The following is a 25,098-nucleotide window of genomic DNA, read 5'->3' as shown; positions in this document are numbered from 1 at the left end:
GCGAGGATGGGTGCTCCGTTGCTTCGTTCTCCGCCATTTCCCGGAATTGATGCGTGCGTCACCCGGCTCGATCCGATGCCGTCGCGGACGCTTGCCCCTGCGGCGGCTGAGCGGTTGTTCACGAGCGTTCGACAGGCCCGCGTCGGCGGCACGTTCTGGGCGCGGCCGGTGGAGCGGGGTGGCGAAACCGCGATCGTGCGCGCCCGCGCCGCGCTGGCCGACGTGCCGGATGCGCTGTTGGTCGATCCGGCGGCGGCGGTCGATCCGTGGTCGCTGCTCGGCGGCGGTGCGACGCTGGTCGCGGATGGTGACGACGAATGGCTGGGGCTGGCAATCATCGCGGGCGACCCGGTCCGCGTCCTCAGCCCCGGTAGATTTGGTGCGCCCGGCGATGATGCTATGGTGCTGCGCCGCCGCGTAGCGGACGACCTCGCGGCGACGCGCTACCGCGATCCGTTCACAGGCGAGGATGCGACTGTCGACGCGACGGTGGCGTTGCTCGGCGAGTGGCGGCGGATCTTCGCCGCCAATCGCAATATCGTCGCCGGTTGCGGCTTCAGTTGGTGGAAGCGGCGTGAGATCGCGCGCTTCCTGTGGACGCCCGCACACCCGATGCGCTTCTTCCGTTCCGAACGCGCTGCGCTGGCCCATGCCGAGCGACAGCGCGGCGCGCTGGCGGTGTGGCCGTCGCGGGTCTCGGCGGCGCTGATCGCGGACGCGGCGGCCCGCGGGGTGCCGCTGGTGCGGGTCGAGGATGGCTTTGTGCGCTCGGTCGGGCTGGGCAGCAATCTCGTGCCGCCGTCTTCGATCGCGGTGGACCGGCTCGGCATCCATTATGATCCCGCGGATCCGAGCGACCTCGAAACCTTGCTCGCGCACGAGGATTTCCCACCCGCGATGCTCGCCCGCGCCGCGCGGCTTCGCGAGACGATCGTCTCGACCGGGATCAGCAAATATGGCCAGGATGCCGCTCAGCCGGTCCGGAGCCGGAACGCGGGCCGCCGGCTCGTTCTGGTGGCGGGGCAGGTTGAAGATGACATGTCGGTGCGGCTGGGCGGGGCGGGGCTGGCCAGCAATCTCGAGGTGTTGCGGCGCGCGCGTGCGCTCGAGCCGGATGCGGAGATCTGGTTCCGCCCCCATCCCGATGTCGATGCCGGGCACCGTGTCGGCGCGGTGCGCGATGCCGATGCTCTGCTCCATGCCGACCGGATCGTGCGCGGCGGCGGGATGGCGCCGTTGCTCGACACCGTCGACGCAGTGCATGTTCTCACCTCGCTGACCGGGTTCGAGGCGCTGCTGCGCGGACGTGAGGTAACCTGTCACGGCGTGCCCTTTTACGCGGGTTGGGGCCTGACGCGCGATCTCGCCGCCGTGCCCGCCCGGCGCGCGCGCGCGCTGACGCTCGAGGCGCTCGTCGCCGGGGTGCTGATCGCCTACCCGCGCTACCTCGATCCGGTGACTGGACTACCCTGTACGCCCGAGGTGCTGATCGGCCGCATGGAAGCGGGCGCGGCGCGCAATCGGCTCGGCTGGGTGACCCGGCTCAAGCAAGTACAAGGGCGGTTGGTGACGTGGCGGCGATGAGCGCGGTGATTCTCGATCTGTCCCGGCTGGTGTCGCGCGTGCGGCATCATACGCCGTCCGGCGTCGACCGGGTCGAAATGGCCTATGCGCGCGGATTGCACGCGCGATACGGTGATCGGCTGGGCTTCGCGATCGTCCATCCGTTCGGGCGCTATGGCCGGCTGCCCGCCGCCAAGGCGCTGCGGTTTCTCGATATGCTGGAGGCGCGCTGGGCGCTCGAGGATGGCGACGCCAAACCCCGTTCGATCGCGACCGTTTTGCCCGCGCTGCTCGACCTGCTGCCGATAGCGCCGCGCGGGGCGACGAGCAGCGTTTACGTGCAGGCCTCGCCGCATCACCTCACCAAACCCGATCTGGTGCGACAGATCCTGACGCGTGAACAGGCGCGCTTCCTGTGCCTCGTCCATGATCTGATCCCGATCGACTATCCCGAATATGCCCGCCCCAACGGCGCGGCGCTCCACCGCCGGCGGATAGAAACGGTCGCCGCGCTTGCCGACGGCGTCATCGTCAACTCCGCCGCGACCGGCGAATCGCTGAGGCCATGGCTGGAGCGGGCGGGGCGCGATATCCCGACTCACGTCGCGTTGCTCGGCACGCATGACATGCCCCGGGTGGAGGCTTGCGAGCCGATCCCCGAGCAACCCTATTTCCTCTGCGTCGGTACGATCGAACCGCGCAAGAATCACCTGCTGCTGCTCAACCTGTGGCGTGCGATGGCCGAATCGCTGCAGGCCGCCGCGGTGCCGCGCCTCGTCATCGTCGGTCGGCGCGGTTGGGAGAACGAACAGGTGATCGACATGCTCGAACGCTGCCCGGCGCTCGTCGGCCATGTCGAGGAACGCAACGGCTGCTCCGATGGCGCTCTGCGCGATCTGCTCCGCGGCGCGCGCGCGCTGCTGCTGCCGTCTTTCGCCGAGGGGTTCGGCATGCCGGTGACGGAGGCTTTATCGGTCGGCACGCCGGTGATTTGCAGCGATCTGCCGGCCTTGCGCGAAGCCGGTGGCGACGCGCCCGACTTCATCGACCCGCTCGACGGCCCTGGCTGGCGCGCGGCGATCCTCGATCATTTCCGCGGCGGGCCGCTCCATGTCGCCCAACATGCGCGGCTTGCGGCGTGGCGGGCGCCAAGCTGGGAGGATCACATCGCCATCCTGTGCGATGCGATCGAAGCGCTGTGCGCCTAGCGCTTCTTGATGGGAACCTCGGTGCCGAACACCCGATCCCAAAAGATCGCGGTGATCGCGAAATTGCCTTCCTGCTTGGCGTAATGATGCCGAATATGGTGTTTGCGCAACTGCCGCAGCACCGGCGCGCGCATCGGGAACTGGTGGCAAGCATAATGCACGCTGTCGTACACGACATAGCCGATGGCGAATCCAAGGAAGATCACCGATCCGGCTGGCCCGAACGCCGCGTACAACAACGCCCAGACCCCGCATGAGATCGTCACGCTGACGATCGGGGGCATGATGTTGCGCATCTCGTCGTTCGGCATGACGTGGTGATTGCCGTGGGTCAGGAAGATCAGCCATTGGCCGAACTTGGAGCGCAGCTTGAGGTGGAAGATGAAGCGGTGCATCGCATATTCGAACAGTGACCAGATCAGCAGCCCCGCCGCGACGAGCGCGAGCGAGGGCAGAAAGCTCACCGCGCCCCAGCTCGCGCGCACCGTGATCGCAAGAAATACCGCCCATGTCGCGGCAAAGGCGAGCGGCGAGATCAACGTGAAGCGCTCGAGCAGATTGTTCTGGAACAGCCTTATGCGGTGGGGCCTGGACCCGGACTTCATCATGGATTGCTTCGCTCTTCCCGGATCGACGCGTACACGTTCGGATCGTATGGGCACTGCCGCGCGCCCGCTGTCAAGTTGCGACGCAGCAGAAACCCGCCAATGTGCATAAGACTGGGACCGAATGCATAAAAGCAACACTTTCAATGTCGCTAGCATGATGGGCCAATGACGCCCCCGAACCATATCCTCATCACCGGCGCGTCGGGTGGCTTGGGTGGCGCGCTAGCGCGACAGTATGCCGCGCCAAGCCGCAGCCTGCTGCTATGGGGGCGAGACGCGGCGCGGCTGGAGGGGGTCGCCGCCGCCTGCCGCGCGGCGGGCGCGCGCGTCGTGATCCGCATGCTCGACCTTTCGGACAGCGGCGCCGCCATCAGCGCATTGGACGAGGACGACGCCACGAATGCGATCGACCTCGCGATCTTCGCGGCGGGACTCGGCGATACCCGCGCACCCGGCGCGCTGGTCGAGGACGCGGCGCAGGTGGCGCGGCTCGCTCTCGTCGATTTCGTCGCGCCGGCGGCGTTGGCGGCGGCGCTGGCGGATCGCATGGCACGTCGCGGCGGGGGCGGGATCGTCCTGATCGGATCGGCGGCGGCCTTCCATGCCTTGCCCTTCGCGGCGGGCTATGCCGGATCGAAGGCGGGGCTGGCGCGCTTCGCCGAGGCCCTGCGGATCGGGGTGAAGCCGCACGGGGTCCGGGTCACCCTCGTTTCGCCAGGCTTTATCGATACTGCGGCGGCACGGCGCACGCCCGGCCCCAAACCGTTCCTGATGCGCCCGGCCGATGCGGCCGCGCGGATCGCACGGGCGGCGGCGCGGGGGCAAGCGCACGCGATCCTGCCATGGCCCTTCGTGTGGCTGCGCTGGTTCGACCGCCTGCTGCCCCGCGCCTTGCGCGACCGCCTGCTGCTCAGCCTCACACCGCCCGAGGTGTGAGCCTCACAAGACGCTGCGCAAGACCGCGTGGTGCAGTTCGTCGGGCGTCAGGTCGATCCGGCCCGGCCCCCGCATCGGTACGCCACCGGCGGCGAAGCGCATCATCACATAGGGCGTATGTCGCGCGCCTCCGGGCATGCTGACGCCGGGGATGCTCGGCCGATGATCGCCGAAGAACACGAGCAGCGCGGGGCGGCCGTCGGCGGCGAGCCGTTCGACGAGGTCGCTCAGCATCGTGTCGCTGCTGCGCGCATGCTGGAGATAGGCGTCGAGCCCACCCGGCGACCCCGGTACGCGACCGGCGTCCCACGGGCCGTGATTCTCCATCGTCACCGCGTAGAGCAGGGTCGGCGCCTCCGCCGTCTCGGCGAGGTCGCCGAGTTTCGCGCCGAGAGTACGATCGTCGACATAGCGGCCGGCGCCCGGCGGTATCGGGGCGAAGCCGTCCTCGCCGATCACCCGGTCGAACCCGATCGCGGGCATCAGCCGGTCGCGCCCGTAGAAGCCCAGATCGTGCGGGTGGACGAAAATGCCGCGATACCCCGCCGCGCCCAACCGCGCCGGCAGCGCGAGCGTCGTCTCGCCGTGCGCGGTCAGGAACGGACCGTAGCGGCGGAAGCCGAGCTCGGCCTCGCTGCGGCCGAACAGCACGCCATATTCGGTTCGCATCGTGTAGGCGCCGAATCCGCTCACCGCGAGATCGCCATGTTGCCATGCGCCGACGCGCGCGCGCGTCAGGCCCGGCAGGGCGAGGCTCGCGTCGCCGCCGATCTCGACCGGGTCGACAAAGGATTCGCACTGCACGATCACGATCAGTTCGGGCGCGGCGGGGGCGGTCGCGGCACGGGGCGGGCAGGGCGGCGGGTCGGCGGTGTCACGCCAGCGCCGCCAATAGCTCACCAACGTCGCGATCAGGCCGAAGCGCAGCAGGTCGCGTTCCAGGTCGGGTACGCGCATCGCGTCGCCGAGCGCACCCTCGCGCAGCATCAGCCACAATCCGCCGCTGGCCGCCAGCAACATCACCGCGCCCGTCACATGCGGCGACGCCTCCAGCGAGATTAGCGAGATCAGCGCGACCAGCGCCGCCGCCGCACCAAACGCCATCAACACGCGCTGTCGGACCGAAATCGCCGTGAAATAGAAGCGCGGGTGGCGCACCACCGCCGCGAGCAGCGCCAGATCGGTGAAGACCAGGGGCTCGCCGAGCATCTTGTATTTGGCGTTCGATGCCACCGTGAACAGCGCCATCAGCGCGCAGCCAAGCACCGCCGCCACCGCCGCGTTCCCCGCCAAGGTGAGGAACAGCCCGAATGTCGCCGTCACCACCAGAAGGTGCAGCGCCACGCCGAGACCGTGGCGCCCGCGAATCGGGCGCGGACGCACTATCGAGTCGAGCAGCAACGACCCGACCAGCGTCGCCAGCAAATACATCACAGCCTTTGCCACAATTGGTCGCGTTGCCAGCCTCGATTATGCCACGCCGCGCGCCCAAAAGAGAGAACGACGCGGCGGCTATAGCGGCGGTCCTTGTGGCTGTCACCGCGCCGTGACTTGAAAGACCAAGCGCGATCTATATGGCCGCGCGCACCGGCGACAATTCCAGGGAAGTGCCGGGCACGAAGAAGGAATGTTTGATTGCCCGAACTGCCCGTCCAAGCACCGGCGCTGATTCCGCAGGTCGCCGCGCCCGGCGTCCCGCAGCCGCTCGCGCAACGCAATATCCTGCTGTTGCAGGGGCTGATGGGGCCATTGTTCCGGCGGCTCGGGCAGGCGCTCAGCCGCGCGGGCTACGGCGTCCACAAGGTCAATTTCAATGGTGGAGACCGGCTGTTCTGGCGCCTGCCGAACGGGATTGAGTATCGCGGCAGCGCGGAGGGCTGGCCGGAGGCGCTCCGGCGGATCATCGCCGAGCGCCAGATCACCGACGTCGTGCTGTTCGGCGATTGTCGCCCGCTGCATATGGCAGCGATCGCGCTGTGCCGCGATCTGCACGTTCCGGTCCACGTCTTCGAGGAAGGCTATATCCGGCCCGACTGGGTCACGCTCGAACTCGGCGGCGTGAACGGTCATTCATCGCTGCCGCGCGATCCGGCCTGGTACCGTGCCGAGGCCGCCGCGCTGCCGCCGGTGGCCCAGCATCACCCGGTGCCGTCCTCGTTCCAGCGGCGCGCGCTGGAGGGCCTCGCCTATAACGCCGCCGATGTGTTGACGCGCTGGTACTATCCCTTTTGGGAGAATCACCGCCCCTGGCACCCCTTGGTCGAGGGAATGGGCTGGGCTCGCCGGCTGCTGCGCCGCAAAGCGGCGGCGGCGCGGGCGCAGGAGGTGCTGGCGAAACTCGCTGCGGGCAAGCCGCGCTACATGCTGTTTCCGCTTCAACTCGATTCGGACGCGCAGATTCGGTTGCATTCTTCCTTCGCCGGCATCGCCGATGCGCTGCGCATGGTGATCGCCTCGTTCGCCGCTCACGCGCCTTCCGACATGCGGCTGGTGGTGAAGGAGCATCCGCTCGACAACGGCGTACGCGATTGGCGTATGGAGACCGCCGCTCTCGCCAAGTTGTATGGCGTCGGCGACCGGGTCGATTATCTTGAAGCCGGCGATATCGTGCCGATCGCGCGCGATTCGGAAGGCGTGGTGACGATCAACAGCACCAGCGGCACCCTCGCGCTGGCGCTCGACGTGCCGGTGATCGCGCTCGGGCAGGCGGTGTACGATATCGAGGACGTGACCTTCCAGGGCCGGCTCGACGATTTCTGGCGCGACCCCGGCAAGCCCGATGCCGAGACGTTCGCCGCGTTCTGCCGGGTGCTGATCGACCGCTGCCTGGTGGCCGGGGGGTTCTTCTCGGACGAGGCGTTGGACAAGGTAACGCAGGGGGTGCTCGCCCGTTTTGAAGCCGGGAGTCCGCTGAAGGTGGCGGCGCCGCAAAGCCGACTGACCTACGGACAAACCAAAATCCCTGCGGCGGACAGCTAGAGCGGGTTGCGATCAGACGGCAGCATGGTTCGCACGACCGAGGGCGTTCGAGCATCTTTGCGGCGGGAAGGCGTTGACGAAGGAGCCGCCACGGTCGCACAGGGTTTCTCCCGTTCCCGCCCCATCAAATGCCGAGACCGGGCGCCTAAAGCCCGTGCGGCCCACCGGCGGTTCCGGTCACGCGCCGTTGCCGCCACGCAACCTCAGGCGCAGCACCCGGTCGCTGGCGGTCATGAACAGCGTCGCGCCATCCTCGCCGAACGCGCAATTGGCGATCGCCTTGCCCGACACGATCAGCCCCAGCGGCTCGGCTTGCGGGCTCAGCACCATCATGCCGCCGGGCACCGAGCAGAACAAAATGCCGTTTCGGGCTACCTTCATCCCATCGGGTAGGCCGGGGGCGTCGCCCGTCCGTAACGGTGCGGCGTCGAGCCAGACACGCGCTGCGGTGGGCGTGCCGCGTGCGTCGAGATCATAGACCATGATCCTGGGCGCGGTCTCGTCCGAGACGGACACATAGAGCCGGCGTTGGTCGGGCGACAGCGCGACGCCGTTGGGACGGGTGAGCGTGCCATCGATCAGCGCGACCTTGCCGCCCGGCGACCACATATAGACGCCGTTCTGCTTGGCTTCCTTGAGCGGCGAAGTATCGCCATCGGCAAAGCCATAGGGCGGATCGGTAAAATAGATCGCGCCGCTTCTGGCGACATGCAGATCGTTCGGGCTGTTGAAGCGCGCGCCTTCGAAACGATCGACAAGGACGCGACGCCGCCGCGTCTTGAGGTCGAAGCGATCGATGCTGCGGCCGCCGCTGTTGGCGATCAGCAGCGCGCCGTCATGCGCGAGCGCGAGCCCGTTCGATCCCGGCTCGCGCACCAGTTTGGGATCGGTGCCCGCCGCACCCGAAGGCGACAGGAACGGCGTCACGCCGCCGTTGCGCGTCCAGAGACGCATCAGGTTGGCGGGCGGGTCGGAGAACAGCAATCCCGTGCCCGGCACCCACAGCGGCCCCTCCGCCCAGCGGATGCCGGTGGCGATCGTCTCGATCGTGCTGTCGGGCGCGATGATCCGGTCGAGGGCGGGGGACAGCCGTCGCACGTGCGGGGTGGGAGCGGCGGCGAAGCCCGGCGTCGCGACCAGCGCCGCGCCGGCGGCGATGAAGCCGCGGCGGCCGATCGGATAGCCGCTCATTTCGCCGCCCGCGGCAGCTTCATGCCGAGCAGCACCAGCTTGCCGCCGGTAATGCCGAACCAGTGCGGCGTGCCGGCGGGGATCAGGATGACGTCGCCCGGCTTGAGATCGCGGGTGGTGCCGCCCTCAATCCGGCTGCCTTCGATCATCCCGGACTTGGTGGTGACGGGATCAACCATCCGGCCGCCGGAGACGAGCGTTCCCGCGCCTTCGATGACGGTGGTATATTCCGCATCGGTCGGGTGGGTCGCGGGCTTGCCCGGCGCCGTCCAATATTCGAGCGCGGCGATCGTCTGCCCGTCATGCAGCAGCGGGCGCCAGGCGAAATGCTGGTCCGGCTTCATCTCGCGCGCCATCGTCGCGACTTGCGCCCGAATGTCGGCGGCGCTGGCGAGGCCGGTCGGATCGGCAGGCGCCGTCTGGGCGAGCGCTGGCGCGGCGGTCGCGACCAGCGCGAGCGCCGCGATGTAGCGGAGCGCCCTCATGCGCGGCCGTCCAGACGGATCGTGCGGCCTTCGCGCGCCGAGCGGTAGATCGCCTCGACGATCCGCAGATCGCGCAGCCCCTCCTCGCCCGAGACGATCGGTTCGCGGTTGGTGAGGATGCACTCGGCGAGATGATCGAGCTGGCCCGCGAACTGAGTCGCGCGCGGCCCCGGCGGTGGGGTCAGCTCGCGTTCGCGCCCGTCGCGCCCGGTCCACATATGGTTGCCGTCGTAGCGTGTCGCGGGTTCGAGCTCGATCCGGCCGATGTCGCCCATCAGCAGGATGTGGTTTTGGTTGGCGCTGTACATTGATTGGCATCCGGCGATCGCGCCCGAGGGGAATTCGAGCGTCCATTCGATCATGTCCTCGACCTCGTGGAAGCGCGGATCGTTGCGGTCGGTCGATTCGCGCGCGGTCACCGCGATCGGCTCTTCACCGGTCATGTAGCGCGCCGCCTGGAGCGAATAGACGCCCATGTCCATCAGCGAGCCGCCGCCGGCCAGCGCGCGCTTGAGCCGCCACTTCGACGGATCGCGCTGGACGAAACCATGTTCGGAGCGGACATAGCGGATCTTGCCCGCTGCGCCGGCGCGCGCGAGCCGCATCGCTTCGAGGTTGAACGCCTCGAAATGGCAGCGATAGCCGATCATCAGCTTGCGCTTGGCGGCCTTGCACGCCGCGATCATCGATTCGCATTCGGCGACCGAGATCGCCATCGGTTTCTCGCACATCACGTGCTTGCCCGCCTTGGCGGCGCGGATCGTATATTCGGCGTGCATCGAATTGGGCAGGCAGACATAGACGATATCGACATCGGGATTGTCGCGGATGCTGTCGAAAGTGGCGTAGGAATAGACCGCGCTGTCGCTGAGCCCGTGCTCGGCCGCGACCTTGCGCCCCTTGGCGGCATCGCCGGTGACGACCGCGGCGAGCCGGCTGTGCGTGCAATTCACGAACTGCGGGATGATGACGCCGAGCCCATAGGTGCCGAGCCCGACGATGGCATAGCCGAGCTTGCGCCCGCCCGGCAGCGGCACCGGCGCGCCCTGCGCAAGCGCGTGCGGCGCGAGCGCGACGGGAACGATCGAGCCGATCGCGGCGGAAAGCAGGAAGTCGCGGCGTCCAAGATCCATCGGGCGTATCCTCTCACTGGCGCGCCGGGCATCCGCCGGCCCTCTCGTTGCGCAAGCTCTCGGGCCTGCTGCGGCCACGCCGCCGTTCGCGGGGCGAACCCCGGCGCGGAGGCGTGTGCGGCGTTGGTAGCGCGAACATGCGGGGGAGTACAAGCGCCGGTTGGGGCGCCGGGACGCTCAGCGCGCCGTGCCGGCCCGCAGCATGGCCATACCTTCTGAGTGCGCGGTCGTGAGACCGCGATAGTCGCGAATGCTGGGATAATCGGTGGCGAGCGGATGCGTGTGCGTCGCGGTGATGACGACGACGTCCGCACCGGCGGCGCGACCGGACGCGATGCCGGCCGGCGCATCCTCGAACACGAGGCATTGCGTCACGTCGACATCGAGGCGGCGTGCCGCCTCGATATAGCAATCGGGCGCGGGCTTGCCGTTGGCGATGTCCTCGGCGGTGATGAACAGGGGCGGCGGCACCAGCCCCGCCGCCGCCAGCCGCGCTTCCGCCAGCGTACGGGTGGCGGAGGTGACGATCGCCCAACCGTCATGCGGCAGGCCGGCGACGAACTCGGCGGCGCCCTCGATCGCGCGGACACCTTCGAGATCGGCGAGTTCCTCGCGGGCGATCCAGTCCGCCTCCTGCCGAGGGTCGATACCGGGAATACCGAGCCGGCGGATCGTTTCGAGCGTTTGGACGCCGTGGATGGTCGGCAGGATGTCGAGCGGATCGAGGCCGTGGCGGGTCAGCCAGCGCGACCACACGCGCTCCGCGGACTCGATCGAGGTCAGCAAGGTGCCGTCCATGTCGAACAGAAGCGCCTGAAAGCGGCGATCGGAATAGGGGATGGGGGGCTTGGTCATCGCGCCCGCGTTCCCCGGAAATGGCGCGGAGATCAAGTGTCGCGTGTCACCACGGTCGCGACCTGATCGCGGCCGCCGCGCTTCGCCCGCAGCAGCGCGGCGTCGGCGGCTTGCACGAGGCGGTCGGCGGCGCATTGTTCGGGCCAACTGGCGACGCCGATCGACGCGGTGACGGGGCCGAGATCGCGGTCGTCATGCCGCACCGCCAAGTTCGCGATGCGCGCGCGGATATCCTCGGCGCGCGCGCGGGCATCGGCGACGCCAAGCCCCGGCATGAGCAGCAGGAACTCCTCGCCACCGTACCGGAACGCGAGATCCTCGCTGCGAATGGAACGCTTGAGCGCCTCGCCGACCGCGCGCAACACGGCGTCGCCGGCGTCATGCCCGTGTTTGTCGTTGAAGTGCTTGAAATGATCGACGTCGATCATCGCGCAACTGACCGGCGTGTTGGTCCGCGTGGCGACTGCCAGGCTGGCCTCGAACGCGTCGTCGAGCTGGCGGCGGTTGGAAAGGCCGGTGAGCGGATCGACCATCGCGAGCGCGCGCAACGCGTCGCGCAGCCGCAGATTGTCGAGCGCGAGGCCGACATTCTCGGCGAGCATCTTGAGGTAATTCTCGTCCGGGCCGATCTCCGCCGTGTCGCCGCGGCGTTCGAAGTACAGCAGCCCGAGTATGCCGTTCTGGCCGATCAGCGGCAGGCAGATGCTGTCGACCAGCGTGTCACCGTCCTGCACGACATGATCGCACGGCACATCGATATGATCGCCCGCCGGCCGATGCTGCCGGCCGCGCCGCAGCCCCCAGCACGCCATCGCCACGAATGCGTCGCGCGAACGGACCGGGCCGTGCCACTGCGCCGCGACCTGCATCGCGTTGCGTTCGGGATCGAACAGATAGAAGCTGCCGGCGAGCCGCGGCGCGACTTCGGGCGCGAACCGCTCGATCACGCCAGTGAGATCCTGCACGCTGTCGCAGCGCTGCATCCGCTGCGTCATCCGCGACAGCAGATCGCGGACGGCGCGATCGGCATCGCGCTCCTTCTCCAGCCTTTGCCGGACGATGCCGTTCTCGCGGAAGCCCCGCAGCGCCTGGGCCATGTCGCCGATCTCGTCGACCTGCGGATAATGCGGCCATTCTGTGGCATAGTCCTGCGCGGCGAGCCGGGTAACGACATCGCTCAGCCGCACGACCGGGCGCAGCACGCGCTGGCGGAATACGAAGAACAAAACGCACAGAAACACGAGGCCGGTGAGCCCGAGCACGATCTCCGAAACGCGGCGCCACGTGCGCGACGCCGAGACGGCGAGGTCCACGGCGGCAGCGGTGCGCTGATCGATACGGTCCTGGAAATGCTCGACGCTCGACTGGATGCGGTCGAGCTCGCGCTCATATTCCGGCGAAAACAGGATCGCCAGCGCCGCCTGCTGATTCCCGCGCGCGCGCGCCTCGATCGCGGTGGCTTGTTCGCCGCGCAGCGCATCGGCCCAGTGCAGCGTCTCATGGAGCGCGCGCAGCTCGGGTGCGGTCGCGCCGGCGTCGCGGATCGCGGCGGTGCGTGTCTCCACCGCTTTCAGCAATCCCGACTCGCGGCGATAGGCGATCAGATCGGCCTGGCTGCCGCTGATCGCGAACTGGCGGGCGAGGCTGCTCAACTGCGCGACGTCCTCGTCGATGGTCGAGGTCGCCTGGTCGAGATCGGCGCGCTGGACCATCGCGACGCGTTCGCGCTCCTGGGCGGAGGAGGCCAGCAGCATCGTGCTGCCCGAGGCGAGGGTCAGCAGCACGGTGATGCCATATGCCCAGTTGGTGATGGTCGCGAGCCGCATGGCTGTCTTATACTCTGAGGATCATGATGAAGCGTTAAGCGCGGTTCGTGGTATGGCGGAGCGCTATTTCGCGGGGGCGTCCACCACCGGCAGTTCGATCGCGCTGGCCTGTGCCGGCGAATGGATCACGCGGATCGTCGCCTTGCGGTAATCCTGTGGCCTCGCATCGAAGATATTCGGCACGAAGGTTTGCGGGTTGCGATCATAGAGCGGGAACCAGCTCGACTGGATCTGCACCATGATGCGATGGCCGGGCAGGAAGACGTGGTTCACGTTGGGCAAGGCGAAGCGATAGCTGAGCGCCGCGCCCGGGGTGATCGGTTTGGGATCGGAGAAGCTCTCGCGATAGCGGCCGCGCAGGATGTCCATGGCGACCGGCAGTTGATAGCCGCCGAGTTCCGGCTTCTCGGCATATTCGTCGGGGTAGACGTCGATCAGCTTGACGACGAAATCGCCGTCGCTGCCGGTCGTCGAGGCGATCAGATCTGCGACCGGCGCGCCGGCCAGAGCGACCGGGGCATCGAGCGGTGCGGTCTGATAGGTCAGCACGTCGGTGCGGTCGGCGAACGGGCGCTGGTCGTCGACCAGCCATTGCCGCCACGTCGATCCGGTCGCGTAGGTCGGGCGGATCGGGCGAAGCCGGTAGGGGATCGGCTTGGCCGGGTCCGACACATACTCGTCCGCGCCCTCTGCGGAGGGCGCGGTGAAGGCGAGGGCGCCGTCGGCCTGGAGATACAGTTTCCGCGTCGGCGCCGGGCAGCCGGCCGCACAGGCCGATGGCCAGCCGGGCAGCCGCTGCCAGGTGTTGGTGCCGGTCTGGAACGCGGTGACCGGCGCGATGTCGGCGGGGGTGCCGCCGGTCTTGAGGTGGCCGTCGAGAAACGGGATCAGCACCTGCTGGCGAAACCACGCGCCGGTATCCGAGCCGAAGCGGATCGCGCCCAAGCTGTCGCCGGTGCCGCTCCAGCCGCCATGCGCCCACGGCCCCAAGGCCAGATGGTTGACGTGGTTCGGGTCGCTCTTGCTGACCGCTTCATAGGCGGCGACCGCGCCGTACATGTCCTCCTGATCCCATTGGCTGGCGATCCACAGCGTCGGTACGGTCTGGGGCTGCTTGGGCAGGATCGTCTCGAGCGCCTGCGCTTGCCAGTACGCGTCATAGGCGGGGTGATCGTGCAGATCCTTGACGACCTGGATCTGGTCGAGTCCGCGGCTCTTGACGAAGCCGCTGGCGGAGCCGGCGCGCAGGAAGGTGTCATAGTCGTCGTACGCGTCGCGCCACAGATCATCGCCCTCGCCGCGCGCGGTATCCTGGCTGAAATAGTAATCATATCCGATCTGGCGGAACGCGCCGCCATGGAAGTCGTCGTCACCCATCCAGGTGTTGATGACCGGGTTCATCGGCGCGGCGGCTTTCAGCGCGGGGTGGGGATGGACCAGCGCCATCGCCGCCATCATCCCGTCATAGCTGGTGCCGACGATGCCGACCCGGCCGTTCGATTCCGGCACGTGCTTGGTCAGCCAGTCGATCGTGTCATAGGCGTCGGTCGAATGATCGACCTTTGTGCCGTTGAGCGGGCCGATCAGCGGGCGTTCGTTGACATACTGGCCCTTCGAACCATGTTTGCCCCGCACATCCTCGAACGCCAGGATGTAACCGGCCTTGAGGAACTCGGCGAACGCCGCGCCCACCAGCATCACGCCATGGCTGCTCTCCGCGCGGCTGGTCGCCTTGTCGGCGCCATAAGGCGTGCGTTCGAGCAGGATCGGCGCGTCGCGCGTGCCTTTGGGAACGATCAGCACCATGTGCAGCGTGACACCGTCGCGCATCTTCACGTCGACTTCGCGGCGGTCGTAGTCGAACGTGGTCCGGACCGGCGTGAACTTGGCCGGGATGCCGTTGGGCAGGGTCTGCGCGCCACTCGCAGCCGCCATCATCAAGGCCGCGCCGGCCAGCAGCTTCCCGAAAGTCTTCATATCCGTCCTGTCCTCAGTCTCGTCCCGCCGTGCCACAGCGCGCGGGTTTCGCACAGGCGGATTTCGGCGCGGCGATGCCGCTAGAGCAAGTCCCCCCGAACGGCACGCGCTTCGCGACAGGCCTCCAGCATCGTTTGGTGGCCGCGCAGACCGGGCACGTCGCGGCCCGCCGCGCCGAGGACTTGAGGTATATCAACGCGATTGTGGCGCGGGACTCCGCCCCTGAAAGCAACTTCGGCGAAGTCGGTTCGTTGGAGCGGCAAGACTGAGAGGATCGATCCCTTGCTTCACACTCTAGATCAAGGCGTGCCCACCAGCACGTCGCAGTTCCTGACCGACAGTTTCCAGCGCGGCCTCGCCCGCTGGAACCGGGAGCGGCTCCAGCCCGGCTTTCCGAGCGCGGACTGGCAGGGCCAGTTCGAGCGCGACAGCCGCATGTTGCGGCTGGAAGGTGCGTTCCTGGAGGAACTGCGCGCCGAAATCCGCGACGAGGCGGCGGCCGCGCCGACCGATGTCGAAGGGTTCATCGCCTGGTTCGAAGAGCTGAAGGCGACGGGGCCGGGGCAGGGCGATCCGCTTTTCCCGTGGCTCGCCGAACATGCCACGCGCGACGAACTGCGCTGGTTCTTCGAGCAGGAGGCCGCCGGCGAGGCCGGGTTCGACGATCTCGTCGCCTATACGCAGGTCAAGCTGCCGACCGCCCCCAAGATGGAGCTCGCCCGCAACTATTGGGACGAGATGGGACGCGGCAACGCCAAGGGCATGCACGGCCCGATGCTCGATGCGCTGGTCGAGACGCTGGAGGTCAACCCGGTGATCGAGAACACCGTGTGGCAGAGCCTCTCGCTCGCCAATGCGATGACCGCGATGGCCACGACGCGGCGTTACGCGTGGCATTCGGTCGGTGCGCTCGGCGTCATCGAACTCACCGCGCCCGCGCGCGCCGCGTGCGTCGCGCAGGGTCTGCGCCGTATCGGCCTGTCCGATCGCGAGCGCCGCTACTTCCAGCTCCACGCCGTGCTCGACATCAAGCATAGCGAGGACTGGAACCGCGAGGCGCTGCGCCCGGCAGTGGCGGAAGACCCGCGGCGCGCGACCGCGATCGCCGAAGGCGCGCTGATCCGGCTGCGCTGCGGCGAGCGTTGTTTCGATCAGTATCGCGCGTCGTTGTGGAACGGCGGCGACCGGTCGCGGGGGTGATTGCGGCGCATGCCGGGGAGGCCGATACGGTTGCCTCGGGATCTGAAGACGCGGCGTTGCTGGCGCTGCTCCGGCGGCTGGACGAAGGTGGATATGCGTTCGTCACGCCGACGCCGCTGACGCATGCGCGTGTGGTGGCGCGTGCGGACCGCCAACGCGCGCGCTGTGTCCGCGATGTGCTGGGTTGGTCGCTGCCGTTCGCGCGCGGCGAGATCGACGCCGAGGTCGAGATGCTGCTCGATCGCGCGGGAATGTTGCACGCCGATGGCGCGCTGTCGCGATCGCGCGTTCGCGTGTCGTCGCTGCACGACCGGCTGTTCCTGCATTCGGCCTATCCGACTCATGATACCGATGCGGTGTTCTTCGGCCCGGACAGTTACCGGTTCGCCGATCTGATCCGCGTGGAACTGGCTTCAATTGCCGTTCGTGCGCGGCTGCGCATCCTCGATATCGGCACCGGCTCGGGCGTCGGGGCGATCGTCGCCGCGTCGGCCTGTCGCGACGCGCAGGTCTGCGCGACCGACATCAATCCGCGCGCGCTACGCTTCGCGCGCATCAACGCCACGGCCGCCGGGGTGACGGTGAACGCGCATCACGCACCGACGCTCGACACGGTCGAGGGCGCGTTCGACGTCATCACGGCCAATCCGCCCTATATCATCGATGCGAATAGCCGCCTGTACCGCGACGGCGGCGGCATGCACGGCGCGCAACTCTCGCTCGACATGACGCGCATGGCGCTCGACCGGCTCGCGCCGGGTGGCAGGATGATCCTGTACACCGGCAGCGCGATCGTCGAGGGTGACGATGCGCTGAAGCGGGCGCTCGCCGACGCAGCATCGGCAGGGGGATTCGGCCTCGACTATCGCGAACTGGACCCTGACGTGTTCGGCGAGGAACTCGATCAGCCCGGCTATGCCGATGTCGAGCGGATCGCACTAGTCGCGGCGGTTCTGACCCGACCGGCGTGATGATCCTGCGTGCGGGCCGCGGGTAGGCGATCGCTGCGCGCTGTGCCTGTCCTTCGTGTCACGCGCGCCCCGCCTCCAGCACCGCGTCCTGCCCAGCCGAACGCGGCTAGCGGCTCCCCACGATCCGCGCGACCGCGAGATCGGCGGTGACGTTGCCGACGGTGCGGAAGATGTCCGGGAAGGTCTCGACCGCCAGCAGCAGCGGCAGGATGCCGATCGGCACGCCCATCGCGAGGCAGACCGGGCCGATCGTCGCGAAGAACGAAACCTGCGCGGGCAGGCCGACCGCCGCGAGGCTCACCACCGCGGCGACGCATGCGCCGAGCAACAGCAGCCCAGCGCCGAGCGGGATGCCGAGCAGGTGCGCGAGGTAGATCGCGACGCTGACATTGGCGGCGGCACTGGCCGCACGGAAGATCGACACCGCCAGCGGCAGCACCACGCCCGCCTCCGCCTTGCGGACGCCGAGCGCATTCGCCGCATCGATCATCGCCGGGAGCGAGGCGAGCGAGGACTGCGTGCTGAGCGCGACCACCTGCGCGGGCAACACCGCGCGTGCGAACGCCAGCGGCGAAACACGCCCCAGCAGCGGGCCGGCGACGTAGCAGGCGAGCGCGGTGGCGATGCAGGCGATCGCGATGACGATGACATAATGTCCGAGCGCCCCCGCCGCCCCGGTGCCCATCTTCGCGCCCACGCCGATCGCGAGCGCGCAGACGCCGATCGGCGCGAGCCACAGGATCCATTGCACGATGACGAGCATCGCCTGGACGATCGCCTTGAACACCAGGTCGAGCTGGCGCTGAAGCTCCGGCTCGATCCGGCTGATCGCGAAGCCGAACAGCAGCGCGAAGACCACCAGCGGCGTCATCGCGGTGTCGCTCGCCGCCTTGATCGGGTTGGTGGGGATGAAGCCGGTCAGCCAGTCGCTGGTCGATCCGATCGCGGGTGCGGCGTCGGCACCGGTGCGCAGGGCCGCCGCACTGGCGGGAACGGGCCAGACATCGAGCAGCACCGTCGTCACCACCACGCTGAGCAGGCATGCCGCGACGAGCAGGATCGCGAACCAGACCAACGCGCGTATGCCGATCCGGCTGCCGCCCGCTTCACGTCCGGCGGCGACGATCCCGGTCACCAGCAGCGAGAACACGAGCGGCACGACCGTCATCGTCAAGGCGTTGAGCCACAGCGTCCCGATCGGCCGTGCCACCGCCACGACCGTTATCCCGGTCGCTGAGTCGCCGAGCAGCGCGCCCACGCCGAGGCCGAGCACGAGGCCCGCGAGAATCAGGATCGAACGAAGGTTCATGGCGGGCTCGCGGGTGGCGGGGTGGGAAAGCCGCTGCGAGCGGCGCGGCGGGCGGCTGCGGTGACCCGCCGCGCCGCGCTGATCGGTTAGCGACGGACGCCGCGGATCGAGTTCAGTACCGCAATGGCGGCGACGCCAAGGAAGGCGGCACTCGTCCACGGGCGGGCCTTGGCGAAGCTTTTGGCTTTCTCGGTAAGGGGTGCGTCACCCGAGAAGTGCTCGCGGAATGCGTCGGTCAGCGCTGTCTTGCCGTTGCTGGTCGGGGCGGCGGTTTCGTCGGCCATGAGATCCTCCTGATGCGCGGCGCGGGGGTACGCCGCTGTGCGGTGAACGCCCGGGCGGCGTGTCGGTGCCGTCTATTTCGGCAGAGCGTAAGCGATCACGTGATCGCCGAGTTTGGTGCCGAGCGAGCCGTGTCCGCCCGCGACGACGACGACGAACTGCCGGCCGCTCGCCGCCGAGCGATACGACATCGGCGTCGCCTGACCGCCAGCGGGCAGACGCGCGCGCCAGAGCACCTTGCCGGTGCGCGTGTCATAGGCGCGGACGTAATCGTCGATCGCCGCCGCCATGAAGGCGACGCCGCCCGCGGTCGTGATCGGTCCGCCCAGCGAGGGAACGCCGAGCTTGAACGGAAGCGGCAGGATCGTCTCGTCGCGGATCGTGCCGTTCTTGTGCTTCCACACCGTCTTGCCGGTGGTCAGATCGATCCCGGCGACATAGCCCCAGGGCGGCGCCTGGCAGGGCAGGCCGGCGAACGACAGGAACGGGTTCATGTCGACCGCGAACGGAGCGCCGGTATTCGGATTATAGCCCTGCTCGTTGGAGCCCTTGCGATCCGATCCACCCGCCGGACCGCGTTCGTTCGGGCCGCCGCTATCGTCCTTGCGCGGCACCAGCCGGTCGACGAAGGCGACGTAATTGGGATGGGCGAAGATCGCCTGACGCACCGGATCGATCGAGATGCCGCCCCAGTCCATCACCCCGAAATTGCCGGGAAACACGAGCGATCCCTTGAGCGAGGGCGGCGTGAACGGACCTTGATAATCGAGCGACTTGAAGCGGATGCGGCACCAGAGCTGATCGAGCATCGTCGTGCCCCACATATCGGTCTCTCGCGCGCGCTGCGGCATCAGCGACACGGCGGAGAAGGGCTGCGTCGGCGCGGTGTGGTCGCCCGGCGCGGCGCCGCCGGGCACCGGGCGTTCGGGCGCGGGGAAGATCGGCACGCCGGTGCGCCGGTCGAGCACAAACAGATTGCCGGTCTTGGTTGATTGTACCAGCGCCGGAACGGCGCCGCGCCCTGGCAGGTTGAGATCGACCAGGGCGGGCTGCGCGGGCACGTCCATGTCCCACAGGTCGTGGTGGACGGTCTGGTAGATCCAGCGCGGCTTGCCGGTGGCGATGTCGAGCGCGAGTACCGAAGTCGCGAACTTCTCGGTGGTCGCCGGGCGGTTGCCGCCCCATTGGTCGACCGCGCCCATCCCCATCGGCAGATAGACGAGGCCGAGCGCCTCGTCAGCGGCTGGCGTGCTCCAGCTATTCGGCCACGACGGAGTATAATGCTTGCCGGCGCCGAGCGGCGCGGTGTCGTCAGGGTTGCCGGGATCGAAGTTCCACACCAGCCGCCCGGTCGCGGCGTCATAGCCGCGGATCACGCCCGAGGGCACTTTGGTGGAAATGTTGTCGAACACCGCGCCGCCGGTCACGACCATGCCGCGCGCGACCAGCGGCGCGGACGTGACCTGATACCAGCCCTGATTATAGTCGGTCTGGCCGGGCAGCAGGCTGACCGTGCCGTTCCGCCCGAAGCTGCGGCACGGCGCGCCGGTGCGCGGATCGAGCGCGATCAGCCGGCTGTCGTTGGTGGCGAGGAAGATACGCTGCGGGCAATCGTCCACACGCGCCCCGGCTTTCGCCCCGTCCCAATAAGACACGCCGCGACAGGTGAGGTGCTGCATGTTCGTCTTCGAGGTCGCGATCTTGGGATCGAAGCGCCAACGCTCCTTGCCGGTCTCGGCATCGACCGCGATCACCCAATCATGCGGCGTACACAGATAGACGGTGTCGCCGACCTTGATCGGCGTCATTTCATATGTGGTCTCGCCCGGATCGGTATCGCGCTTGCGGTCGCCGGTCTCGAGCTGCCACGCGACCTTGAGCTTGCCGACGTTGGCGGGCGTGATCTGCGTGAGCGGCGAGAATTTGTCACCGTACCAGCTTCGCGCATAGGCTTGCCAGTCGTCGTCGGGAACCCCGTGCAGGTTCGCGGCGAGCGCGTTGGGCGGGCCGGGCAGCGTGCCTTCGAGGTCATGCACATCGCGCGCCAGCGATACGCCGCCGAACAGCGCGGCGAGCGCCAGCATCGCCGCCAGCGGCCCCGCGCCGCGCAGCCAGCCGGTACGCGGCGTGAGGCGCTTCACCGTCCACGGCAGCACGAGCAGTACGCCGAAGAGGAAGATCAGGTCGCCGCGCGGCACCAGCGGCCACCAGTCCGCGCCGATTTCGGCCCATGCCCAGATCACCGTACCGAGCACCAGCGCGGCGAACAGATGGAGCGCCGCGACGTTCCGCCGCCACAGCAGCACCGCCGTCGCCAGCATCGCGAGACCGGCGACCGCGTAGAACAGGCTTCCGCCGAGCAGGATCAGCCACCCGCCGCCGACCAGATTGAGCACCCCGACCGTGCCGATCAGCACGGCGAGGATATGCGGCAGCCGGGCAGGATGGCTGGTATGGGGCATGGGAGACTCCGCGAAGCGACTGCCGCAATACCATCGCGGCGGCGCGATGGTTCCGCCATGCGATTCAGGTTCGCGCATCTCCCGCGTGGAACACCGTTCGCGCTCTCCTGTTCTTGCCTGCCTGAAGTGGAGAGATAATGGCTGATTCCCCGAGAAAGCGTTGTGTCGCGGAAATTTACGCGGACCCCGGCGCGTGAACCTCGCCTTCACCGCATTTCGTCTCGCCGAGATGCTGGCCGAGCAGGATGTCGTGTTCCTCGCCGACGATGAGCAACAGGCCGAGGCGCTCGCCGCCGCGCTCGGCGCGCTGCTGTCGGACGATCGCGTCATCTTCGTGCCGTCGAGTGATGCGTTGCCGGGGGACAGCTCGCCAGCGTCCCCGGCCAATACCGGCAAGCGCGTCGCGGCGCTGCGGCGGCTGCGGCTTGTGCAACAGCGGCAGGACCGCGCGCATGTCGCGCTGGTCCTGAGTGGCGAGGCGGCGGCGCGGCGCTATCCGCCCGCCGAGGCGTTCGACAGCGCGCCGCCCGAACTGCGCGCGGGCGCGTCGATCGACGCGCAGGCTTTCGCCGCGCTGGCCGAAGGTCTCGGCTATTTCGCCGACGACCGCGTCGATGAGCCGGGCGAGATGGCGATCCGCGACGCCGTGATCGACATCTATCCTGCCGATGCCGGGCTGCCGGCGCGGATCGACATCGCCGACGGGCGGATCACCGAAATCCGATCGTACGATCCCGCCACCCAGCGCACCGTCGAAACGCTCGACGCGCTCGAAATCGGTCGCGCCGCCGAGCCGCCGCTCGGCCAGGCGGTGCCGATCCTGTCGCACCTGACCACCGGCGCGATCGTGCTGGCCGACAAGGCCGACCGGCGGCGCGCGCGGTTTCTGCAACTGGCGTCGGATGCTGCGGAGCGCGGCGGCGGGGCGGTCGATGCCATCGCGGAGGCGGATTGGACGGCGGCGCTGGCGGACTGGAAGATCGCCGAAATCGGTGAGGAGTTCGAGCCTGTGCCGCGTTTCGCGGAAAAGCGCGGCGCGCTGGCCGCGCTCGCCAAGTTCGCGACGCCACGCCTCGATACGCGCGCGCTGGTGCTGGCCGGCAGCCGGCGCGACCTGCGCTTCTTGCGCGGCAAGATCGCCAAGCGGCTCGGCATCGAGATCGGCGAGGCTGACAGTCTCGCCGACCTTGCCGCGCTCACGCCCGGCGCGGCGAGCGCGATCGTGATGCCGGTCGAGTGCGGGTTTGTCGACGCGCAGCGGATCGTGATCGCTGCCGGCGACCTGCTCGGCAGCCGCGCGGTGCTCGATGATGTACCGGCGTTGGCGTCGGAGCGCTGGAACGGCGGTGTCGGCGACATTCGCATCGGCGACGTCGTCATCCACGAGGATCACGGCGCGGCGCGCGTCGCCGGCCTCGAACCCGCGCCCGAGGCGAGTGGCGCGGGCCGCGAGATGATCGCGCTCGAATATGCCGACGGCGCGCGCCGGCTGGTCGAGATCGACGATGCCGACCGGATCTGGCGCTATGGCGCGGATGCCGATGCGGTCACGCTCGACAAGCTCGACGGGTCCTCGTGGCAGAAGCGGCGCGGCACGATCCAGGCGGCGATCGCGGAAAGCGCCAGGCAATTGGCCAAGCTGGCGGCAGCGCGCGAGACGCTCACCGCGCCGGTGATCGAACCCGATCCCGCCGCCTATGAGCGGTTCGTCCACGGCTTCCCGTTCAACGAGACCGCCGACCAGGCGCGCGCGATCCATGCGGTGCGCGCCGATCTCGCCAGCGGCAAACCGATGGACCGGCTCGTCGTCGGCGACGTGGGCTATGGCAAGACCGAGGTTGCGCTGCGCGCCGCGGCGCTTGCCGCGCTCGCTGGCTATCAGGTCATCGTCGCCGCGCCGACCACCGTGCTGGTCCGCCAGCATCTCGAAAGCTTCCGCCGTCGCTTCGCGGCATCTGGCATCACCGTCGCCGGGCTCTCGCGCTTGTCGAGCGCGGCGGAGAAGAAGACGGTCAAGGCCGGGCTCGCCGACGGATCGATCCAGATTGTCGTCGGAACCGGCGCGGTGATGGGCAAGGGCGTGCGCTATGCCAAGCTAGGGCTGGTGGTGATCGACGAGGAGCAGCGCTTCGGCGCGGCTGACAAGGCGCGGCTGCGCGGATCGGGCGAGACGCATCTGCTCGCGCTCAGCGCCACGCCGATCCCGCGCACGCTGCAGATGGCGCTGGTCGGGCTCCAGCAAATCTCGGTCATCGGCACCCCGCCGGCGCGGCGCCAGCCGATCCGCACCAGCGTGGACCATTATGACGACGCGCGGCTGCGCACCGCCTTGTTGCGCGAGAAAAGCCGGGGCGGGCAGAGCTTCGTCGTGGTGCCGCGGATCGAGGACATGGCGCCGCTCGCGGAGAAACTGCGCCGCGCCGCGCCCGACCTCGCGCTGGTACAGGCGCACGGCAAGCTGCCGGCCGCCGAGATCGACGCGGTGATGGTCGGCTTCGCGGAAGGCGAGGGCGACATCCTGCTCGCCACCAACATCATCGAGGCCGGGCTCGACGTGCCGCGCGCCAATACGATGATCGTCTGGCGCGCCGACCGCTTCGGGCTGGCGCAGCTCCACCAGTTGCGCGGCCGCGTCGGGCGGGGCAACCGGCGCGGGCAGGTGATCCTGCTCACCAAGACCGAGGATGCGATCGGCGAGCGCACGCTCAAGCGGCTGCGCACGCTGGCGACGTTCGACCGGCTCGGCGCCGGCTTCGAGATCAGCGCGCGCGATCTCGACATGCGCGGTGCGGGCGATCTGCTCGGCGACGATCAGACCGGGCATATGAAGCTGATCGGCACCGATCTGTACCAGCATCTGCTCGGCGGCGCTTTGCGCGAGGCGCGGGGCGAAACGGTGGAGCACTGGACGCCCGAACTCAATCTCGGCGAAGCGGGCGCGTTCCCCGAAAGCTGGATACCCGAACCCGACGTGCGGCTGGCGCTCTACGTTCGCTACGCGCGGATCGAGGACGATGCCGCGCTCGACGCGTTCGAGGAGGAATTGCTCGATCGCTTCGGGCCGCTGCCGCCCGCCGCCGCCGCTCTGATGCTGCGCGCGCGCATCCGGATCGCCGCGCATGCGCTCAGGATCGAGCGGATCGATGCCGGCACGGCGGCGATCGCGCTCACGCCCAGGCGCGGGTTCGATGCCGATGCGAAGGCGGCGGGGCTGGACGAGAAGAACGGGCGGCTGCTGCTGCGCGAGCCCGCCGACGACCCCGCCCGTAGTGAGCGCGTTCACGCTTTGCTGGAAGACCTCGCGGCCTGAAGTGCGAGCGCGTTCGGCAGCGCCGCGCCCGAAGCGGTGTTGTCGAAGATCACCCAGCTTTCCGCCGCTTGGCCGTGTGCGATCCGCGCGGCGAGTGTCCGCACCTGCTCGTCCGAATAGGGCGAGCGATACATTCGCGGACTGCCATGGAGGCGGTGATAGGCGAGACCGCACCACCCGCCGGGGCGTGCGGCGGCCTCGCACAAAGCCGGATCGGCGGCGACACGGGCGATGCGGTGTTCGGCGAGCAAAGCGTCGGCTTCGGGTTCGAACCAGGATGGATGCCGCGGCTCACACACGGCTCGCGCGGGAATCGTCCGTGCCAGCGTCGCGAAGAAATCAACCGCGACCGCCCGGTCGAACACGAGGCTCGGCGGAAGCTGGACTAGCAGCGGACCGAGATGCTCCGCGAGCGGTGCGATCTGTCCGGCGAACGCGCTCAGCAGGTCGTCGCACCCGACCAGCCGGGCGCCGTGGGTGATCGTCTTGGGCAGTTTCACGGCGAAACGGAAATCGGCCGGAACGCTCGCCGCCCAACGCGCGAAAGTCGATGGGCGATGCGGGCGGTAGAACGTGCTGTTGATCTCGACCGCGCCAAGTCGCGCGGCATAGCGTTCAAGCCCGCTGCCTTGGGCAGGAAAGTCGCCGCGTGTCGCGGCCGAGATCGCCCAACCTGCCGTGCCGATCCTGAAAGCCGTTCCCGTCACCATTGCACCATATCCGCAATAACTTGCATCATATTGGAATAACGCAAAGTTCCTGTTGCTGCTGGAACGGCGGGCGGACGCCGGGGGTTGCGTGTT

The 25,098-nt window shown here is 68.6% G+C and carries 19 protein-coding genes; 7 read left to right on the top strand and 12 right to left on the bottom strand.

Translation table 11 applies throughout. The features are described 5' to 3' along the window. Positions 1-75: 75 nt before the first annotated feature. Entirely contained in the window at positions 76-1,584 is a 1,509-nt protein-coding gene (locus tag PX554_RS01025; RefSeq protein ID WP_275498189.1) for a capsular polysaccharide export protein, LipB/KpsS family, read from the top strand. Continuing rightward, positions 1,581-2,771: a glycosyltransferase family 4 protein gene (locus PX554_RS01020; RefSeq protein ID WP_093225509.1), complete on the top strand. Its 1,191-nt coding sequence runs from the start codon at positions 1,581-1,583 to the stop codon at positions 2,769-2,771. Before PX554_RS01025 ends, PX554_RS01020 begins: the two co-directional genes overlap by 4 nt. On the opposite strand, the gene PX554_RS01015 is transcribed toward PX554_RS01020, so the two are convergent. Then, on the bottom strand, positions 2,768-3,379 hold the full coding sequence (locus tag PX554_RS01015; protein ID WP_093225421.1) for a sterol desaturase family protein: 612 nt from the start codon (positions 3,377-3,379) through the stop codon (positions 2,768-2,770). The genes PX554_RS01020 and PX554_RS01015 overlap by 4 nt on opposite strands. Positions 3,380-3,544: 165 nt before the next feature. On the opposite strand from PX554_RS01015, the gene PX554_RS01010 reads away from it, so the two are divergent. Continuing rightward, a complete protein-coding gene (locus PX554_RS01010) occupies positions 3,545-4,315 on the top strand; it encodes an SDR family NAD(P)-dependent oxidoreductase (RefSeq protein WP_093225422.1) in 771 nt (256 codons plus the stop codon). A 3-nt stretch (positions 4,316-4,318) separates the two neighbouring features. On the opposite strand, the gene PX554_RS01005 is transcribed toward PX554_RS01010, so the two are convergent. After that, the gene (locus PX554_RS01005) at positions 4,319-5,746 is read right to left on the bottom strand and encodes an LTA synthase family protein (protein WP_275498946.1); all 1,428 of its coding nucleotides are present in this window, start codon (positions 5,744-5,746) and stop codon (positions 4,319-4,321) included. Between the two features lie 309 nt (positions 5,747-6,055). On the opposite strand from PX554_RS01005, the gene PX554_RS01000 reads away from it, so the two are divergent. Continuing rightward, a complete protein-coding gene (locus tag PX554_RS01000; protein ID WP_275498944.1) occupies positions 6,056-7,294 on the top strand; it encodes a capsule biosynthesis protein in 1,239 nt (412 codons plus the stop codon). 177 nt (positions 7,295-7,471) lie between these two features. On the opposite strand, the gene PX554_RS00995 is transcribed toward PX554_RS01000, so the two are convergent. From PX554_RS00995 to PX554_RS00970, 6 genes are all read right to left on the bottom strand, one after another. Beyond that, on the bottom strand, positions 7,472-8,485 hold the full coding sequence (locus PX554_RS00995) for an SMP-30/gluconolactonase/LRE family protein (RefSeq protein ID WP_093225425.1): 1,014 nt from the start codon (positions 8,483-8,485) through the stop codon (positions 7,472-7,474). Beyond that, positions 8,482-8,970 carry a cupin domain-containing protein gene (locus PX554_RS00990; RefSeq protein ID WP_275498184.1) on the bottom strand — a complete coding sequence of 163 codons (489 nt, stop codon included), beginning with the start codon at positions 8,968-8,970 and terminating at the stop codon, positions 8,482-8,484. The genes PX554_RS00995 and PX554_RS00990 overlap by 4 nt, the downstream gene beginning before the upstream one ends. Beyond that, on the bottom strand, positions 8,967-10,103 hold the full coding sequence (locus PX554_RS00985) for a Gfo/Idh/MocA family protein (RefSeq protein WP_275498183.1): 1,137 nt from the start codon (positions 10,101-10,103) through the stop codon (positions 8,967-8,969). The genes PX554_RS00990 and PX554_RS00985 overlap by 4 nt, the downstream gene beginning before the upstream one ends. A 177-nt stretch (positions 10,104-10,280) precedes the next feature. After that, positions 10,281-10,958: an HAD-IA family hydrolase gene (locus tag PX554_RS00980; protein ID WP_275498182.1), complete on the bottom strand. Its 678-nt coding sequence runs from the start codon at positions 10,956-10,958 to the stop codon at positions 10,281-10,283. Between the two features lie 32 nt (positions 10,959-10,990). Next, on the bottom strand, positions 10,991-12,784 hold the full coding sequence (locus PX554_RS00975; RefSeq protein ID WP_275498181.1) for a diguanylate cyclase: 1,794 nt from the start codon (positions 12,782-12,784) through the stop codon (positions 10,991-10,993). Positions 12,785-12,847: 63 nt separating this feature from the next. Further along, the gene (locus PX554_RS00970; protein ID WP_275498180.1) at positions 12,848-14,761 is read right to left on the bottom strand and encodes a CocE/NonD family hydrolase; all 1,914 of its coding nucleotides are present in this window, start codon (positions 14,759-14,761) and stop codon (positions 12,848-12,850) included. Positions 14,762-15,043: 282 nt separating this feature from the next. Between PX554_RS00970 and PX554_RS00965 the strand changes: the two genes are divergently transcribed. Beyond that, on the top strand, positions 15,044-15,961 hold the full coding sequence (locus PX554_RS00965; protein ID WP_420833408.1) for an iron-containing redox enzyme family protein: 918 nt from the start codon (positions 15,044-15,046) through the stop codon (positions 15,959-15,961). Then, entirely contained in the window at positions 15,931-16,932 is a 1,002-nt protein-coding gene (locus tag PX554_RS00960; protein ID WP_275498179.1) for a class I SAM-dependent methyltransferase, read from the top strand. The genes PX554_RS00965 and PX554_RS00960 overlap by 31 nt, the downstream gene beginning before the upstream one ends. 106 nt (positions 16,933-17,038) lie before the next feature. Here PX554_RS00960 and PX554_RS00955 read toward each other — a convergent pair whose 3' ends face one another. From PX554_RS00955 to PX554_RS00945, 3 genes are all read right to left on the bottom strand, one after another. Beyond that, entirely contained in the window at positions 17,039-18,241 is a 1,203-nt protein-coding gene (locus PX554_RS00955; protein ID WP_275498178.1) for a dicarboxylate/amino acid:cation symporter, read from the bottom strand. An 86-nt stretch (positions 18,242-18,327) separates the two neighbouring features. Further along, positions 18,328-18,525, bottom strand: a complete 198-nt coding sequence (locus PX554_RS00950) for a hypothetical protein (RefSeq protein WP_275498177.1) — start codon at positions 18,523-18,525, stop codon at positions 18,328-18,330. A 72-nt stretch (positions 18,526-18,597) separates the two neighbouring features. Beyond that, positions 18,598-20,985, bottom strand: coding sequence for a membrane-bound PQQ-dependent dehydrogenase, glucose/quinate/shikimate family (locus PX554_RS00945; RefSeq protein ID WP_275498176.1), 2,388 nt, complete (start codon positions 20,983-20,985; stop codon positions 18,598-18,600). A 193-nt stretch (positions 20,986-21,178) separates the two neighbouring features. Here PX554_RS00945 and PX554_RS00940 point away from each other — a divergent pair, with 193 nt between their 5' ends. Then, entirely contained in the window at positions 21,179-24,295 is a 3,117-nt protein-coding gene (locus tag PX554_RS00940; protein ID WP_275498175.1) for a helicase-related protein, read from the top strand. Here the strand turns inward: PX554_RS00940 and PX554_RS00935 are convergent. Beyond that, positions 24,265-25,005 (bottom strand): DUF72 domain-containing protein, encoded by a 741-nt coding sequence (locus PX554_RS00935; protein WP_275498173.1) that lies wholly within the window; start codon positions 25,003-25,005, stop codon positions 24,265-24,267. The two genes, PX554_RS00940 and PX554_RS00935, sit on opposite strands and share 31 nt — an antisense overlap. Positions 25,006-25,098 lie beyond the last annotated feature (93 nt).

The organism is Sphingomonas pollutisoli, assembly GCF_029167165.1.
Classification (GTDB): Bacteria; Pseudomonadota; Alphaproteobacteria; order Sphingomonadales; family Sphingomonadaceae; genus Sphingomonas; species Sphingomonas pollutisoli.
This window is presented reverse-complemented; position numbering and strand designations above follow the sequence as displayed.